Below are 16,430 nucleotides of genomic sequence, written 5' to 3' on the forward strand. Positions count from 1 at the left end.
TTTTTACAGTGGCTTTTTTATTTGTGAAGAAAAATGATTTTAGATCAACTCTACTCAGCTCTTGTTGCGTTCGCTGAAAACCGTGTCAGGGTTGCCAAAGAGGCGGCTGAACAAGCGCGCTCAGCTGCAACGGATACGGAAAGTATGGCAGAAACTAAGTGGGATACGTTCGGATTGGAAAATTCTTACTTGGCCCATGGTCAATCTGTACGTGTGTCAGAGTGCGAGGCTGATCTAGCTTACTTCCGTAAATTTGTTTTTGCAGATAGTGATGAGATAGCGCTGGGCTCAGTTTTTGAAGTCGAGCGTGAGGATGGTTGGAGCAAAGTCATTATATTGTCTGCCTGCTGCGGTGGCGGCGAGTTTGAAAGTCAGGGCAAGTCGATTCTGTTAGTGACGCCCCAGACACCTCTTGGGAAATCTTTGTTGGGCAAAGAAGAGGGTGATGAGCTGTTGATGAAAAGTCGTGGTGTTGAGCAAGACGCGGAAATTGTAAGAATTTTTCTTTAACTAGATTATAAATTTAGGTCACACCCTAGAGAGTCCAAGACGCTTGGCATATAATGCTTGGCCTTAAATGATTAATACCTCCCTGTTTAAAGTATTTTTTATCATTTCGCGTGAATGAAACAGGGTGAATAACGGTACGTTCGCATCTTAGCGAGACAGTAATAGGATAGGAATTATGCGCAGCCATTATTGCGGCGAGTTAACAGCAAAAAACATTTCAGAAGAAGTCACTCTTAGCGGCTGGGTACACCGTCGTCGAGATCACGGTGGTGTTATTTTCTTGGATCTACGTGATCGTGAAGGTTTGACTCAGGTAGTATTCGATCCAGATCGTGCAGAAAGCTTTGCACTAGCGGATAGCTGCCGTAGCGAGTTCGTAGTACAGATCAAAGGTCTTGTACGTGCACGTCCAGAAGGTACTGTTAACCCAAATATGACAACGGGTGAGATTGAAGTTCTAGGGCATGAGCTTGAAATCCTTAACCGTGCCGCAACGCCTCCATTCCAGTTAGACGATCACCAAACCGTTGGTGAAGATGTTCGTCTAAAAAACCGTTTCATCGATCTACGTCGACCAGAAATTCAACAGAAACTTCGTTTCCGTTCTAAAGTAACGTCAGTGCTACGTCGTTACCTAGAAGAGAATGGCTTCCTAGACATCGAAACACCAATCCTGACTCGCGCTACGCCAGAAGGTGCACGTGACTACTTGGTGCCAAGCCGTACTCACCAAGGTAGCTTCTTTGCTCTACCTCAGTCTCCTCAGTTGTTCAAGCAGCTGCTGATGGTATCTGGTTTTGATCGCTACTACCAAATCGCTAAATGTTTCCGTGACGAAGATCTTCGTGCTGACCGTCAGCCAGAATTCACTCAGATCGACTTGGAAACGTCTTTCCTAGGCCAAGAAGAAATCATGTCTCTAACAGAGGGTATGATCTCTAATTTGTTCAAAGAGCTTAAAGACATCGACTTGGGTGCTTTCCCACGTATGCCTTTCTCGGAAGCGATGGAAAAATACGGCTCAGACAAGCCTGACCTACGTATCCCGCTAACGATCGAAACGGTTTCTGACTTGATGACAGATGTAGACTTTAAAGTCTTCTCTGGCCCTGCAGCGGATCCAAAAGGCCGTGTTGCAGCCCTTAAAGTGCCAGGTGGCAACGCTCTGACACGTAAGCAGATCGATGAATACACGAAATTCGTTGGTATCTATGGTGCCAAAGGTTTGGCTTACATCAAGGTGAACGACAAGTCTGATCTTGAAGAAGGTCTACAGTCACCAATCGTTAAGTTCCTACCAACAGAAGTGCGTCAAGCCTTGCTTGATCGCGTCGAAGCTCAAGATGGCGATTTGATTTTCTTCGGTGCAGACCAAACTAACATCGTGAACGAAGCGCTAGGCGCACTGCGTTGTAAGTTGGGTGCGGATCTTGATCTGTACACTTGTGAGTGGGCGCCGCTTTGGGTGGTTGACTTCCCAATGTTTGAAGAAACGCCAGATGGTGGTGTGACTGCAATTCACCACCCATTCACTGCGCCTTCATGCTCACCAGAAGATCTGAAAGCTAACCCGCTAACAGCGCTGTCTCAAGCCTACGACATGGTGCTTAACGGTACTGAGCTGGGTGGTGGTTCTATCCGTATTCACCAAGCTGAAATGCAACAAACCGTATTTGGTTTGCTAAACATCTCTGCTGAAGAGCAAGAAGAGAAGTTTGGCTTCCTATTGGATGCATTGAAATTCGGCGCGCCACCACACGGTGGTCTAGCATTTGGTCTTGACCGTCTAGTGATGCTGATGACTGGTTCTGCGTCGATCCGTGACGTAATTGCTTTCCCGAAAACTCAGAGTGCTACTTGTCTATTGACACAAGCGCCTGGCGAAGTAAGTGAGAAGCAGCTTAAAGAATTGAGCATCCGTGTGCGTAAGCCGGTTGCAGAATAATTAGGCAAACCTTGTCATAGTTAAAAGGGCCAACTCAGTTGGCCCTTTTTTGTGGCTATTGATTGCAATGTGTGGCTTGGCCTGTTGAAATATACAGTGTTTGTTTATTTCAAGTAGGGAAGCGTTTTGGCTCGAATTTTAGCAATCGACCCTGGTTCCCGTCTGACGGGATTTGGGGTAGTAGATTTTATTAATGGCAAAATCCACTACGTTAGCAGTGGCTGTATACGTCTGCCGGATGAGAATTTGGCGGTCCGTTTAAAGCGTATTTTTGAATGCGTCAGCGAAGTGATTGAGCAGTTCAAACCAAACGAGTTCGCCATCGAAGAAGTGTTCTTGGCGAAAAATGCTAACTCGGCGTTAAAGCTAGGGCAGGCTCGTGGCTCAGCCATTGTGGCGGCTGCCATGGCGGACTTGCCAGTGTATGAATATGCGGCACGTCGCATTAAGCAATCTGTGGTGGGTAATGGTAATGCTGATAAAAGCCAAGTACAGGCGATGGTGCAGCTGTTGTTGAAATTGGAGACGACGCCGCAAGCGGATGCGGCAGATGCCTTGGCAATTGCCTTATGTCACGCCAATACGCGTACTTCCGATGGCTTGGAGTACGGTGTCGGTAAGCGAGCAGGGCGAGCATCGAAGCGCTGGCAATTATCAGATTTGAGGACGAAGTAATGATTGGACGTATTGTTGGGACCTTGGTGGAGAAGTCTCCGCCGGAATTGTTGGTCGATGTGGCGGGTATTGGTTACGAGATCATGGCTTCCATGAGTACTATTTATGAGCTTCCGCCGATTGGTCAAAGTGTCATTCTGCATACGCATTTTCAAGTGAAAGAAGATGCTCAATCCTTGTATGGCTTTGCTACAAAGGACGAGCGGGCGTTATTTCGTATCTTAATTAAAGTAAATGGCATTGGTCCGAAAATGGCGCTGTCGGTCCTTTCTAGTATGTCGTCATCGGAGCTGATCTTGGCGGTGCAAGAATCACAGGTGGATTCACTGACGAAAATACCGGGTGTGGGTAAGCGCACAGCAGAGCGACTTGTGGTGGAATTGCGTGATAAGCTAGGTCATGCCGCCAAGCAGGATCTATTTACCGAGCGTTCAGTGGTGGTACAAGTGCAAGCGGACCCACGCCAAGAGGCGGAGGCGGCCTTAATTGCGTTGGGATATAAACCTCAGGAGGCGGCGCGTGCTATTGCCAAGTTGCCGAAAGATGAATCTAATAGCGAAACACTGATTAAAGCTGCTCTAAAGAGTATGTTGAAATAATTTATGATTGAACATGACCGTATTATCTCTCCGCAAATTCGGGGGAGTGAAGGGCAGGTAGATCGAGCGATTCGACCACAGAGTTTGGCTGAATACATTGGTCAGCCTGTGGTAAAAGAGCAGATGGATATTTTTATCCAAGCCGCACGTCAGCGTGGTGAGCCGCTGGATCATTCGTTAATCTTTGGTCCGCCTGGTTTGGGTAAAACTACTTTAGCGAACATTATTGCTAATGAGATGGGTGCGGAAATCAAAACCACATCGGGTCCAGTGTTGGAGCGCGCTGGCGATTTGGCCGCTTTATTGACCAACCTTGAAGAAGGAGATGTACTCTTTATTGATGAGATTCATCGTCTAAATCCTGCTATCGAAGAGGTGCTTTATCCAGCAATGGAAGACTACCAAATTGATATCATGATTGGCGAAGGGCCAGCTGCTCGCTCTATCAAAATTGACATTCCCCCTTTTACTTTAGTGGGTGCAACCACTAGAGCGGGCTTGCTTACATCACCTTTACGCGATCGTTTCGGAATTGTGCAACGATTGGAGTTTTATGATGTCGAATCGCTGACTACAATTGTCAAGCGATCGGCAGGAAAGCTTGGAATAGATTTAGATGACTCGGGATGCTTCGAGGTGGCGCGACGTTCACGTGGCACACCACGTATTGCCAACCGCCTATTGCGACGTGTCCGAGACGTTGCTCAGGTTAGTGGGGAAACACTTGTAGGACAAGCAGTTGCTCAACGAGCCTTGGATATGTTAAGTGTAGACAGCCAAGGCTTTGATCATCTTGATCGCCGTATGTTGTTAACCATGATAGAAAAGTTTGATGGTCGTCCAGTAGGGCTGGACAGCATCGCAGCCGCAGTTGGCGAAGACAAGGATACCATTGAAGATGTGATTGAACCGTTCTTGATTCAGCAGGGCTTTGTGATCCGAACACCGCGAGGTAGGCAGGTGACAAAGCGTGCTTATGAGCATTTTGACTATCAATTACCTCAAGATTTTGAATAGAGGAATCTAAACTTATGTCCATTTGGGGCCTAATTTTTAACGCCAGTTTTGTGGTGCAACTAGTGATGTTGACCCTGTTGTTAGCATCGTTATTTTCTTGGATTGTTATCTTTCAGCGTAAGCGAGTGTTACATCGAGCGTTGAAGGTGAGACGCCGCTTTGAAGATCAATTTTGGTCTGGTATCGACCTAAGTAATCTGTATCGTCAGTTAACGGTTGATGGCCGTAAAGTGGAAGGTATGGAAAATATCTTCGCCGCAGGCATTAAAGAGTTCACCCGTTTACGTCAGAGTAGTGCGGTGGATGCCGATGCGATCATCGCTGGGGTTGATCGTGCCATGCGCGTGGCCTTGTACCGCGAAGAAGAGAAGCTGGATCAGCATCTGCCATTCCTAGCTACTGTCGGTTCCATTAGTCCATACGTAGGTTTATTTGGTACGGTTTGGGGGATCATGCACGCGTTTATCGGTTTATCTGAGGTTCAGCAAGCAACTTTGGCTACTGTGGCGCCAGGTATTGCCGAGGCCTTGATTGCAACTGCGATTGGTCTTGCCGCAGCGATTCCTGCGGTGGTGGCGTACAACCGTTTTTCAACTACGGCAGATTCTTTGGCTTCCAGTTACGAAAACTTTGCCAATGAGTTCAGTGGTGTTCTGTACCGCAAAGTGCATGTGCGTGAAGGAAACTAGTCATGCCTTCTAGACGTCGTAATAATCGCCGTAAGCCGGTCTCGGAAATCAACGTTGTCCCCTATATTGACGTTATGTTGGTGCTGTTGGTGATCTTTATGATTACCGCTCCGATGTTGACTCAAGGTGTAGATGTGGAGTTGCCGAATGCCAATGCGGCACCGATTCAAAATGATGAATCAGAAGTGTTGATAGCATCGGTGGATCGTGACGGAAACTACTACATCGATATTGGCGGTGAGCAGAGTGCTATCTCATTGGATGATCTGAAGGATCGAGTGCAAAAAGTGTTGGCGCAGAATCCACGTTTACCAATATTGGTTCGTGGCGATACGAATGTTGCCTACGGCCAGGTGATTGGTCTGATGGTGGCTTTACAGAGTGCTGGGGCGCCTAATGTCGGCTTGGTAACGGAGCCAGAGTAAATAATGAAGTTTACGGATAAAGAAAGCTACTCATTACCGGTTGTGTTGGCTGTTGGCCTACACGTAGCCGTTCTTGTGGGTGGTGCTTTATTAGCTGGGTTAGCTAACACTAAGCCTGAGCCGCCTAAACGCCCGCCGATTGTTAATGCCACTATCATTGATGTCTCGGATACGGTTATTGGTCAGCGTGAGGCGGAGGAGCGGCGTGCGGCCGATGCAGCAGTTCAGGCGCAGCAAGAAGCCAAACGTAAGGCGCAGCAAGAAGCCAAGCGACAAGCGGAACGTGATGCACTGGAAAAGCAGCGTCGTGAAGCGGAGGTAACACGTCAGCAGCAAGAGCAGGCGCGCCAAAAAGCCGAATCTGAGCGTCAAGCAGCCATAGAAAAGCAAAAGGCAGCAGACGAAAAAGCGCGCCAAGAACAAGCTGCTAAAGAGAAGAAAGCGGCAGAGGAGAAAGCAGCTAAAGAGAAGAAAGTAGCCGAAGAAAAGGCGGCGAAAGAGAAGGCAGCAAAAGAGAAGAAAGCTGCTGAAGAAAAGGCTGCTAAAGAGAAGAAAGCTGCTGAAGAAAAAGCGGCGAAAGAGAAGGCTGCAAAAGAGAAGAAAGCTGCTGAAGAAAAAGCGGCGAAAGAGCAGGCTGCTAAAGAGAAGAAAGCGGCTGAAGAAAAAGCAAAACAGGACGCTGAGCGTAAGCGTCAGGCAGAAGAGCAAGCGCGTCAGGAAGCTGAACGTCGCAAGCGAGCAGAAGAGGCTGTGCAGCAAGCCATGGATGCTGAAGATGCAAGGCGAAAAGCCGCCGAAGCGGGGCAGATGGTGCAATCTATTAGTGCACTGATCAACCGTCGTGTGGCTGATGCTTGGATTCGTCCGCCTAGTGCGCGTAACGGGATGCAAACATTGTTGCGCATTAACTTCTTACCCAATGGTGAGGTGGCTGATGTTCGTGTGTTGAAAGGGAGTGGTAACGCTACCTTTGATAAATACGCTATGGATGCTGTTTATAAAGTTGGTCGAATCGAGGAGTTGTCAAAGGTTGAGTCTTATATCTTTGAGAGTAACTTTAGACAAGTCGATTTGTTGTTTAACCCGCAAGATTTGAGAAACTGATGAAAAAGAACATTCTGTTTGCCTTATTTGTGGCTTGTTTAGCTTTGGCTTTGCCTGCAAGGGCTCAGCTCGTTATTGAAATTACCAGTGGTTCGGATCAATTATTACCAATTGCCATAGTGCCCTTTGGTTATACGGGTGGTTCTCCGTTACCAGAAGATGTGGCTGGCATTGTAGAGAACGATCTTAAGCGTAGTGGTGTGTTTGAAGCGATTCCGCGTGCCAATATGTTAAGTTTGCCAAGCTCATCTGAAAATGTGTTTTACCGCGATTGGCGCCTATTGAAAGCCGACTATGTGTTGGTGGGAAGTGTCGCTAGCAACGGTAATGGTACTTACCGAATTAGCTACGAGTTGCTCAACGTATTGACTCAAGCACGCGTAGGTAATCGTGAAGCATTAGATGTCACTCCAAGTAACTTCCGAGATGCGGCGCATTTTATTAGTGATAAGGTCTATGAGCAGTTGACGGGGATTCGTGGAGCCTTTAGTACGCGTATTTTGTACGTCACTGCAGAGGGCGGTAAAGCAAGTCCGACATACAGATTGCAGGTGGCGGATGCGGATGGTTTTCGTCCGCAGGTGATCGTAAGTTCAAAAGAGCCTATTTTATCGCCTTCATGGAGCCATGATGGTCGTCAAATTGCGTACGTAATGTTCCGAAACCGTCGTCCTAGCATTTTTATTCAAGAACTATCTACCGGAAAACAGCAACAACTGACACAATTCCGTGGTTTGAATGGCGCGCCAGCCTGGTCACCAGATGGTAAGAAATTAGCACTAGTATTATCGAAAGATAATAACCCTGAGATTTACACCTTAGACATTGCAACACGTCGTCTTGAGCGTATGACTAATCACTATTCGATCGATACGGAGCCCACTTGGGAGCCGGATGGTCAAGGTATTATCTTTACCTCAGATCGCGGTGGTAACCCACAAATTTACCGTCTAGATGTGCGTACAAAAAATGTTGAGCGCGTAACCTTTGAAGGTGAAATGAATACTCGTGCACGTTTAACCCCAGATGGTCGTTACTTGGTAACGGTGCAAAAGAATAACGGTAACTATCATGTTGCCTTACAGGATATGAACACTGGCCGTGTGCAAGTGTTAACAGAAACTTACTTGGATGAGTCACCAAGTATTGCCCCAAATGGCAGTATGGTGATGTATGCCACGTCTGATCGTGGGAAAGGTATCTTGTCAGTTGTTTCAGTTGATGGTTTGGTCAAATATAGGCTACCATCTGCTGAAGGAGATGTTCGAGAACCTGCTTGGTCTCCCTATTTTAAATAACAAGCACTTTTTAAGGAGCTAGTAATGAGTGTAACAAAATTAGGTAAGTTTGCAGTAATCGGTTTGTCTGCAGCTTGGTTGGCTGGTTGTAGTACGACAGGGTCAGATTCTGACGCGTCTTCTATGGCAAGCGAAGGTGCGGGTTCTGCTGATTCTACTTACGGTGCTAGTGCAGATAGTTCACTAAACAGCGTAGTAGATAACCGTACTGCTGCAGAAAAAGCCGCTGATCTGTTAGCTGGCGTGGCAACTGTATTCTACTTCGACTTCGATAAATCTATCGTACGTCCAGAAGCTCGTGAAGCATTGGCGAAACACGCTCAATTCCTAATGGAAAACCCAGATGCGCGTATCGTTCTTGAAGGTCACGCTGATGAGCGCGGTACTCGTGAGTACAACATGGCACTAGGTGAGCGTCGTGCGCAAGCAATCATGCGTTACCTAACTATCCAAGGCGTTGCTGCATCTCAAATCGAAGCGGTTAGCTTCGGTGAAGAAGTGCCAGTTGCATTTGGTCATGACGACTCTTCTTGGCAGCTAAACCGCCGTGTTGAGGTTCGCTACGAGTAATGAGCACTCGTTTCAAAATAAGCTCCCTTGCATTGGTGCTGACGTTGTCAGCACCAATCGCAACGGCGAATACGATTTCGCCAAATGTTGCGGCGGATTTGCTGTACCAACTTGAAACGTTGCAGCAAGAGGTCTCTCAGCTGCGCGGTCAAGTAGAGCAACAGAAATACGAGTTAGATAAGTTGCAGTCGATTTCTAAGGATCGTTATATTGATCTAGATAAGCGAGTGTCAGATTTGTCTAATAAGGTGTCCAGTGCACCCCGTGTGGCTCCAGCGCCTGTTGAGAATTCAGCTCCTGAATTGAGTTCACCAAGTTCTGCTTCCATTCAGGCTGCGCCAACCGCCACAGCTTCTACCTTGGTGACTGCTCCAGTTAAGCTGGTAGAGCCAAGTGCTGAGGCAAAAGCTGCATACGATGCTGCATACGAATTGATCCGCTCGAAAAACTTTGAAGGTGCGCAAACTGCCTTGAGAAGTTTTGTCAAACAATACCCAAATAACATGCTAACGGGTAACGGCCATTACTGGTTGGGTGAGTTGGCTTTAGTGTTGGGTAACCAAGGCGAAGCGTTAGTGCAGTTCCAAACCGTGCAAGACTCCTTTTCAGGTCATGCGAAAGTGCCAGATGCTATCTATAAGCTAGGCATAGTCAACGATCAGTTAGGTAATCAAGCCAGCGCCCGAGACTACTTTCAGCGCGTGATTGTTAACCATCCTGACTCAAATGCGGCCAGTTTGGCGACTAATTATTTGAATAATATGAAATAATTTCTTGCAATATCCAGTGACCACTGTAATATACGCGCCCGTTGGGTCGTTAGCTCAGTTGGTAGAGCAGTTGACTTTTAATCAATTGGTCACTGGTTCGAATCCAGTACGACCCACCAACTCTTCTTTGTTTAGTGATAATGGGTCGTTAGCTCAGTTGGTAGAGCAGTTGACTTTTAATCAATTGGTCACTGGTTCGAATCCAGTACGACCCACCATCACTCCAACACTGCCCATTCCCAAGGGGTTACTCAATGTCTGAATTAATCGATAAAGCCGCATTACGCGAGACAGTTCAGAAGTATTTGTCTGAAGCTGAAGAATCACTTAAAAAGCCCGTTGTAGATAACCAAGCGCTTCGCGATGAAATCAAAGCTCTTTTGAAAGAAAAAGATGCGGTACTCGTTGCCCATTACTACTGTGAAGATGCGATTCAAGAACTTGCTGAAGAGACGGGCGGTGTTATCGCTGACTCCTTAGAAATGGCCAGATTTGGTGCGCAGCACCCAGCGAAAACGCTTGTGGTAGCGGGCGTTAAGTTTATGGGTGAAACGGCCAAAATCCTAAGTCCTGAAAAAACGGTGTTGATGCCAACGCTTGAGGCAACCTGTTCTTTGGATATCGGTTGCCCGGAAGATGAATTTTCTAAATTCTGTGACCAGCACCCTGATCGTACAGTGGTGGTGTATGCTAATACCTCTGCTGCAGTCAAAGCTCGTGCCGATTGGGTGGTAACCTCTGCGATTGCATTGGATGTGGTACAGCATTTAAGTGATAACGGCGAAAAGATTATCTGGGCGCCAGATCAGCATCTAGGTAACTACGTACAGTCACAAACTGGTGCTGATGTGTTGCTGTGGGACGGTGCTTGTATCGTTCACGAAGAATTTAAAGCTAAAGGTATTCTAGATCTTAAAGCGATTTACCCTGATGCAGCGATTTTGGTACACCCAGAGTCACCTGAGTCAGTAGTTGAAATCGCTGATGTGGTTGGTTCAACGTCTCAGCTGTTAAAAGCATCCAAAGAGATGGCAAACGATACCTTTATCGTGGCGACCGACCGTGGCATTTTCTACAAAATGAAACAGGCATCGCCGAATAAGCGTTTTGTAGAAGCGCCAACGGCTGGATCCGGTGCAACCTGTCGCAGTTGTGCGCACTGTCCGTGGATGGCGTTAAACTCACTGGAGTTATTGCGCAATGCATTGCGTGACGGTACGGATGAGATCTTTGTTGATGAAGCCGTTCGTGTCAAAGCGCTTAAGCCACTGCAGCGTATGTTGGACTTCAAGAAAGCGTAAGCTAGCGTTTATTTTAGTTGATTAAAAAGCAGCCATTTGGCTGCTTTTTTCGTTGTTGGGCAGGGCATGAATTAATTGAGGTCTTGTCTGCGTTGTGCGTCTTCAAGGAGTTCTAATTGGATTTTCATACTTTCCATCTCGCTCTTTTGAGTGTCGCTTGATTGCTTAATGGCGCGATTAATAAGGTTTAGTGCAGGTTTGTCTTTACCTAATTCAAATTGCAGCAGGGCATGGTTGTACAATGCAAAAGGTTGATTGTTGCTTTGTCGTGCGAGTTCAATGTTGTGTCGGTAAATCATGCGTTTTTCATAGCTTAGCTGATCAGTCGAAGTGTGTAGATACGACTTTTGCTCATTTACTTGGCCTGCCAGATAGATGAAGGTTAGGTCGTTAGGAGCCAGAGCAAGACGCGCTTCAATCACCTGCTTCGCTTGTTCCTTGTTATCTAGGGTGAGATAGATAATTGTTTTTAGGTAGTCAGTAAACTCGTTGCGTGTGGCAACCTTCTCAATGCTTGCAGCCGCGGTTTCATTGTAGTGCATCAGTAATTCAACTAACGCTAAACCATAGTTGTATTCGTCGCGGGTAGTGAGGCTGCTACGTAGAAAATCCTTGTAGTGAGAGCCCTCTAAAGCTGCGCGGTAGGAAAGTAATGTGGCACGGAAGTATCTAAAAGATTCTGATGAGGGGCTAAATAAAACGGATGTTTGTTCCTGACCGGTGAGGCTGTCACTGAGTCGACTCTGTGGTAATGGGTGAGTCGATAAAAACTCAATACGGTTGCTGCCCATGGATTCTTTAAATAATCCAGCTAACAATTCGTTCATACCACTGGTTGGGAAACCGCTTTGTTCCATGAGTTCACGGCCGCGTCGATCGGCTTCTTGTTCGTGAGCGCGTGAATAGCTCAGCATGTTTTCCACTTGATTGGCCATGCCGCCCAACCATAAAGCCGAGGTGGTTTCTCCATCGCCTGCTGTCGCCGCTGCAACTCCTGCTAGTAATAAGAGTAGGGCTTTGGCTTGTTCGTTCTTCTGGTTTTCAATAGAGCGCTGGTAATGATGTAATTCCAAATGGGAAACCTCATGGGCTAACAGGCCCATAAGCGTGCTTTCATTATTTATTAATCTGAGAATGTCAGAGTAAAGAAATAAATGGTTACCAGGAATAACGAAGGCATTGGTTTGGGTGCTATTGAGTAGCGCTAAATCAATCGTCTTGTCATATAAGCCAGTGTTAGGGACGATACTGGCGACAGCTTCTCTCAAATAGTTGTAAGCTGGTGGGAACTCAATTAGCCCTGCGCTACCGTTAATTTTACGGAACCAGTATTGCCCGAGAATATAGCTCGGGTTGGATAGGCCGCGTTCATTTTCATAGCGTGCTAAATCCGGTAAATCACTGGTGTTTGCATGGGCTAACTGGATGCTAGATGCCAAGCTAATTGTGAGAAGTAGCTTGCTGATTCCTAAAAAAAAATGTCTCATAGTGACCTGAGTTTTAAAGCGGGATAAAAAATGCTTAACGCACAGCAGTATGACGTAATCCTAGATGCAAAAGAAGATCGATGTCCAATGCCTTTACTTAAGTTGAAGCTAGCTTTAGCAAAAATGGCAGTCGGTGAAACTATTTGTGTTTACGCTACGGATGAAGGATCACTAAAAGATATTCCTCATTTTCTATCATTGGTGGGCCTGCCCTTGCTTGAGCAAGGTGAGCAGGGCGGAACCTTTCACTTTGTCACTCGTAAACAAGAGTCCTAGTTATGATTCGGATACTTGATAATTTAATGACTCGCTACCTCAATAATGAAGAGGTGGTGATTTTTATTCTGCTGTTGATTTCAACGCTGCTTGTGGTTGCTTTCTGGGGTGGCATTTTAGCGCCTGTTTTTATTGCTGTGGTGTTTGCCTTCTTGCTGCAAGGTGTGATCGGTCGTTGCAAAAAGATGGGGTTGAGTCATAACCTGTCTGTCACGATAGTGTTCTTGGCCTTTGTCTCCATTTGTGGTGCTTTTATTGGTGTTATGGTGCCAATTATTTGGAAGCAAGCGGTACGCTTTGTGAATGATCTACCGCGCATGTTTGGTGATTTGCAGGCATTGATCCAATCCCTGGCACAAGAGCATTCCTCTTATGTCAGTCAGGGGGCGGTAGATGAAGTGGTGAACCTATTGGCGTCAGAGGTGGCGACCGTAGGTCAATGGCTTTTGTCGTACTCATTGACCAGCATTCCATCGCTATTTTCGCTGATGTTGTACTTGGTGCTAGTGCCTTTGGTGATGTTCTTTGTGTTAAAGGATCAAACTAAGATTATTGGTTATATGACGTCTTGGTTGCCTAAAGAGCGTCAAATGATGCGTGATATTTCCCATGAAATGAACGATCAAATTGCCAACTATATTCGTGGCAAAGTAATCGAAATGATCGTCGTGGGGCTTGTGACGTTTGTGGTGTTTTGGTTCTTTGACCTAAGGTACTCAGCGTTATTGGCTTTATTAGTCGGCTTGTCTGTGTTGATTCCTTATATCGGTGCGGCGGGCGTAACAGTGCCGGTAGTGCTGGTGGCCTTCTACCAGTTCGGAACGAGTAATGAGTTTTGGTACGTGTTTGTGGCTTACCTAATTGTTCAAGCCCTGGATGGTAACGTGCTGGTGCCGCTACTGTTCTCTGAGGCGGTTAACCTGCATCCGCTGGCGATCATTATTGCTGTGCTGTTTTTTGGTGGGATTTGGGGTTTTTGGGGTGTGTTTTTCGCCATTCCACTGGCGACTTTAGTAAAGGCCATTATTAATGCTTGGCCAAGTGTGGATGATCAGAGATTGATCTCTTCGGATAAGACGGTCTAGATCGTCAGTGTCTGAAAAGAAGCCCAGCATGTTGCTGGGCTTCTTTTTTTGCGGTTAAAGAATTTGAGCGCTGTGTTCTTTGGTTTTCACTTTTTCAATGATGTTTTCAATGGTGCCGTTTTCATCAATGATAAAGGTGGTGCGCACCGTGCCCATGTATTCGCGGCCCATGAACTTTTTCAATTGCCAAGTGCCATAGAGTTCATGTACGGACTTGTCTTCATCGGAAATTAAGGTGAAAGGTAGCTCGTTTTTGCTAATAAAATTCTGGTGGCGTTTTTCGCTATCTGGGCTGATGCCTAGTACAACGTAACCAGCGTCTGTCAGAGCTTGGTAATTGTCGCGTAAATTACAGGCTTGTGCGGTACAGCCAGGGGTTGAATCTTTTGGGTAGAAATAGAGTACTACTTTTTTGCCGCGATAATCGCTCAGTTTTACAGGATTGCCATCTTGGTCTTTAGAGGTGAAATCTGGCGCGGTTTGTCCGATGCTTAAGCTCATTTTCTGCTCCGTTTGTTCAATAGTTTCCGCTTTCTATACGTAGAAAAACGTCAAATTGGATGCCAAGTGTACTTGATATCTTAGTTAGGCTAAATATTGCCTTTAACGTGTGTTGTATAGGGGTTACGTGAGCGGTAGACTATGCACGCTTAATTCAATGTGGAGATGTAAGAATGATTACTGGAAGCTTAGTGGCGCTTATCACACCGATGAAACTCGATGGAAGTATTGATAAGCAAAAGCTAGATGAGCTCGTTGAATACCATATTGCCCAAGGTACTCACGGTATTGTTGCTGTTGGTACGACAGGTGAATCTGCCACATTAACCTACGATGAGCACGCTGATGTGATTCGTCAGGTTGTTGAAAAAGTTAACGGCCGTGTTCCTGTGATTGCAGGTACCGGTGCTAACTCTACCCATGAAGCGATCGATCTTACTCAGCGTGCCAAAGAAGCGGGCGCTGATGCGTGTCTATTGGTTGTACCTTACTACAATCGTCCAACTCAAGAAGGCATGTACTTACACTTTAAAGCGATCGCTGAAGCGGTGGATATCCCACAAATTCTATACAACGTACCAGGTCGTACGGTGGCGGATATGTCAAACGACACAACCCTACGTTTGGCGAGCATTTCCAACATTGTCGGTATCAAAGATGCGACGGGCAACCTAGAACGTGGGAAAGAGCTAATTGAGAAAGCGCCAGAAGGCTTTGCTGTCTACTCTGGTGATGACGCAACCGCAGTCGATCTTATGCTGATGGGCGGTAAAGGTAATATTTCTGTGACCGCAAACATTGCACCAGCGGCAGTGGCTAAAGCGGCTGAACTTGCGTTAGCAGGCGATGCTGACGCGGCTCATGCAGTCGATAACGGCATTAAAGCTTTGCACAGTGCGTTATTTGTTGAGCCAAACCCAATCCCAGTAAAATGGGCGGCGGCTCAGCTAGGTCTGTGTGACATGTCAATCCGTTTGCCATTGACAGAGCTGTCTGCAACATTCCATGATGCAGTGAACGAAGCGTTAGTTGTTTCCGGTATTAAGGACAAATAAGTATGAGCAAACATACCAAGAAATTGGTAATGGCAGGGAGCTTAGCCTCTGTTGTACTGCTATCGGGCTGTTCGAACTTTGTTACAGACCACGGTTTAGATTATCAATCAGCGCGCAGTAGCGAAGTTGAATTAAAGTTGCCTGCGGGTCGTCATGATGTCACTGACAAAATGATCATCCCTAACGAGGATCGTGTTGCTACCTTGCAAGCGACAGGGGAGTTTGAAACACCGCGTGCACCTAAGCCATACGAGTCGATGACTCACGTACCTATGGTGATTGGTCAGTACGAGGTGACGCTACAGATTCCAGCGAGTCTGGCACAGTCGAAAAAATTGCTGACAGACTACTTCTCTAGTTTTAGTGGTGAGGCCGTGGTATTTCACAGCAATACTGATACCGAATTGGTAAGTGAGCCGCTACAGTTTGAGAGTCAAAGTGGTCTAGGTAAGCTTTGGAGTAGTGTGACACGCTTGAAGCCGACACAATACCGATTGACGGTCGGTTTTGAGCCAACGCGTACGCAAACAACGACGAAAATTCAATTGGTTGCAATTGATGCGGAAGGTACCGAGCAAGCCGTGGATTTGACGCTGGATGAGACATCAGCGGCGCAAATGGTTGAAGCTTGGGCGCATATTTCTAAAGAACTAACGGTAGAAACGGCGTTGTTGTCAAATCAAGGTCGTGAGCCAGTGCGTGAATCTCGCATCTGGACTAATCGCGAAGGCAAGTTGGCGCTGTATCTAGGCAACTTTGCTGATGAAGCGTCTGTCGATAACTTTATTCGTAATACGTCAGGTCTGCATATCACCAGCGAAGAGCCAAAAGAATTGGCCTTGGTGCCACAAGATAAGCTAGCGCGTGTTGGCGACATTATCGATTTTAAAGTGCCACTAGGCGCGTTGGCAAAAGATGAAGAAGTGATCTTATTTAAGGTGCGTCGTCGAAATCTCGATGATGTAGAATGGACAGAGCGTAGCTATCCTTATCAATTGATTCGCCAACGGGAAGGCTACTTTTTAACGGTAGATGCATCAGCGACGGAAAATCCAGCACTGACGTCTTACCGAATCCTTTCGCTGTTAGCGAAATAATTTATCCCTCACAGTATTTATTGGAG

18 protein-coding genes and 2 tRNA genes are annotated in these 16,430 nt (G+C 46.6%); 18 read left to right on the top strand and 2 right to left on the bottom strand.

Annotated elements, in window-relative coordinates:
* Positions 1-33 precede the first annotated feature (33 nt).
* The 14 genes from ACOSVP_RS03915 (at position 34) to nadA (ending at position 10,903) form a co-directional block, all read left to right on the top strand.
* The gene (locus ACOSVP_RS03915; RefSeq protein WP_487346182.1) at positions 34-510 is read left to right on the top strand and encodes a GreA/GreB family elongation factor; all 477 of its coding nucleotides are present in this window, start codon (positions 34-36) and stop codon (positions 508-510) included.
* Positions 511-685: 175 nt separating this feature from the next.
* Positions 686-2,455, top strand: a complete 1,770-nt coding sequence (gene aspS, locus ACOSVP_RS03920) for an aspartate--tRNA ligase (protein ID WP_487346183.1) — start codon at positions 686-688, stop codon at positions 2,453-2,455.
* Between the two features lie 126 nt (positions 2,456-2,581).
* Positions 2,582-3,130: a crossover junction endodeoxyribonuclease RuvC gene (gene ruvC / locus ACOSVP_RS03925; RefSeq protein WP_487346184.1), complete on the top strand. Its 549-nt coding sequence runs from the start codon at positions 2,582-2,584 to the stop codon at positions 3,128-3,130.
* A complete protein-coding gene (gene ruvA, locus ACOSVP_RS03930) occupies positions 3,130-3,729 on the top strand; it encodes a Holliday junction branch migration protein RuvA (protein WP_487346185.1) in 600 nt (199 codons plus the stop codon). Before ruvC ends, ruvA begins: the two co-directional genes overlap by 1 nt.
* Before the next feature lie 3 nt (positions 3,730-3,732).
* Complete coding sequence (gene ruvB / locus ACOSVP_RS03935; RefSeq protein WP_487346186.1) at positions 3,733-4,746, top strand: Holliday junction branch migration DNA helicase RuvB; 1,014 nt, start codon at positions 3,733-3,735, stop codon at positions 4,744-4,746.
* A 14-nt stretch (positions 4,747-4,760) separates the two neighbouring features.
* Positions 4,761-5,435, top strand: a complete 675-nt coding sequence (gene tolQ, locus ACOSVP_RS03940) for a protein TolQ (protein WP_487346187.1) — start codon at positions 4,761-4,763, stop codon at positions 5,433-5,435.
* A 2-nt stretch (positions 5,436-5,437) separates the two neighbouring features.
* Positions 5,438-5,860: a protein TolR gene (gene tolR / locus ACOSVP_RS03945; protein WP_487346188.1), complete on the top strand. Its 423-nt coding sequence runs from the start codon at positions 5,438-5,440 to the stop codon at positions 5,858-5,860.
* A gap of 3 nt (positions 5,861-5,863) precedes the next feature.
* On the top strand, positions 5,864-6,964 hold the full coding sequence (gene tolA, locus ACOSVP_RS03950; protein ID WP_487346189.1) for a cell envelope integrity protein TolA: 1,101 nt from the start codon (positions 5,864-5,866) through the stop codon (positions 6,962-6,964).
* A complete protein-coding gene (tolB, locus tag ACOSVP_RS03955) occupies positions 6,964-8,262 on the top strand; it encodes a Tol-Pal system beta propeller repeat protein TolB (RefSeq protein WP_487346190.1) in 1,299 nt (432 codons plus the stop codon). The genes tolA and tolB overlap by 1 nt, the downstream gene beginning before the upstream one ends.
* A 24-nt stretch (positions 8,263-8,286) precedes the next feature.
* On the top strand, positions 8,287-8,832 hold the full coding sequence (pal, locus tag ACOSVP_RS03960) for a peptidoglycan-associated lipoprotein Pal (protein WP_487346191.1): 546 nt from the start codon (positions 8,287-8,289) through the stop codon (positions 8,830-8,832).
* Complete coding sequence (gene ybgF, locus ACOSVP_RS03965; RefSeq protein ID WP_487346192.1) at positions 8,832-9,602, top strand: tol-pal system protein YbgF; 771 nt, start codon at positions 8,832-8,834, stop codon at positions 9,600-9,602. Before pal ends, ybgF begins: the two co-directional genes overlap by 1 nt.
* A gap of 43 nt (positions 9,603-9,645) precedes the next feature.
* Positions 9,646-9,721 (top strand) — tRNA-Lys (locus ACOSVP_RS03970).
* 23 nt (positions 9,722-9,744) lie between these two features.
* Positions 9,745-9,820: transfer RNA gene (locus ACOSVP_RS03975), tRNA-Lys, on the top strand.
* A gap of 36 nt (positions 9,821-9,856) precedes the next feature.
* Positions 9,857-10,903 (top strand): quinolinate synthase NadA, encoded by a 1,047-nt coding sequence (gene nadA, locus ACOSVP_RS03980; protein WP_487346193.1) that lies wholly within the window; start codon positions 9,857-9,859, stop codon positions 10,901-10,903.
* A gap of 71 nt (positions 10,904-10,974) precedes the next feature.
* Here nadA and ACOSVP_RS03985 read toward each other — a convergent pair whose 3' ends face one another.
* Positions 10,975-12,342 carry a M48 family metallopeptidase gene (locus ACOSVP_RS03985; RefSeq protein ID WP_487346194.1) on the bottom strand — a complete coding sequence of 456 codons (1,368 nt, stop codon included), beginning with the start codon at positions 12,340-12,342 and terminating at the stop codon, positions 10,975-10,977.
* A gap of 78 nt (positions 12,343-12,420) precedes the next feature.
* Here ACOSVP_RS03985 and ACOSVP_RS03990 point away from each other — a divergent pair, with 78 nt between their 5' ends.
* On the top strand, positions 12,421-12,666 hold the full coding sequence (locus ACOSVP_RS03990; protein WP_487346195.1) for a sulfurtransferase TusA family protein: 246 nt from the start codon (positions 12,421-12,423) through the stop codon (positions 12,664-12,666).
* 2 nt (positions 12,667-12,668) lie between these two features.
* Entirely contained in the window at positions 12,669-13,751 is a 1,083-nt protein-coding gene (locus ACOSVP_RS03995; protein ID WP_487346196.1) for an AI-2E family transporter, read from the top strand.
* A gap of 54 nt (positions 13,752-13,805) precedes the next feature.
* Here ACOSVP_RS03995 and bcp read toward each other — a convergent pair whose 3' ends face one another.
* Complete coding sequence (bcp, locus tag ACOSVP_RS04000; protein ID WP_487346197.1) at positions 13,806-14,252, bottom strand: thioredoxin-dependent thiol peroxidase; 447 nt, start codon at positions 14,250-14,252, stop codon at positions 13,806-13,808.
* A gap of 173 nt (positions 14,253-14,425) precedes the next feature.
* On the opposite strand from bcp, the gene dapA reads away from it, so the two are divergent.
* Complete coding sequence (gene dapA / locus ACOSVP_RS04005) at positions 14,426-15,307, top strand: 4-hydroxy-tetrahydrodipicolinate synthase (protein WP_487346198.1); 882 nt, start codon at positions 14,426-14,428, stop codon at positions 15,305-15,307.
* Positions 15,308-15,309: 2 nt separating this feature from the next.
* Positions 15,310-16,404 carry a hypothetical protein gene (locus ACOSVP_RS04010; protein WP_487346199.1) on the top strand — a complete coding sequence of 365 codons (1,095 nt, stop codon included), beginning with the start codon at positions 15,310-15,312 and terminating at the stop codon, positions 16,402-16,404.
* Positions 16,405-16,430 lie beyond the last annotated feature (26 nt).

It is taken from the genome of Marinomonas sp. HM11-D (assembly GCF_057626615.1).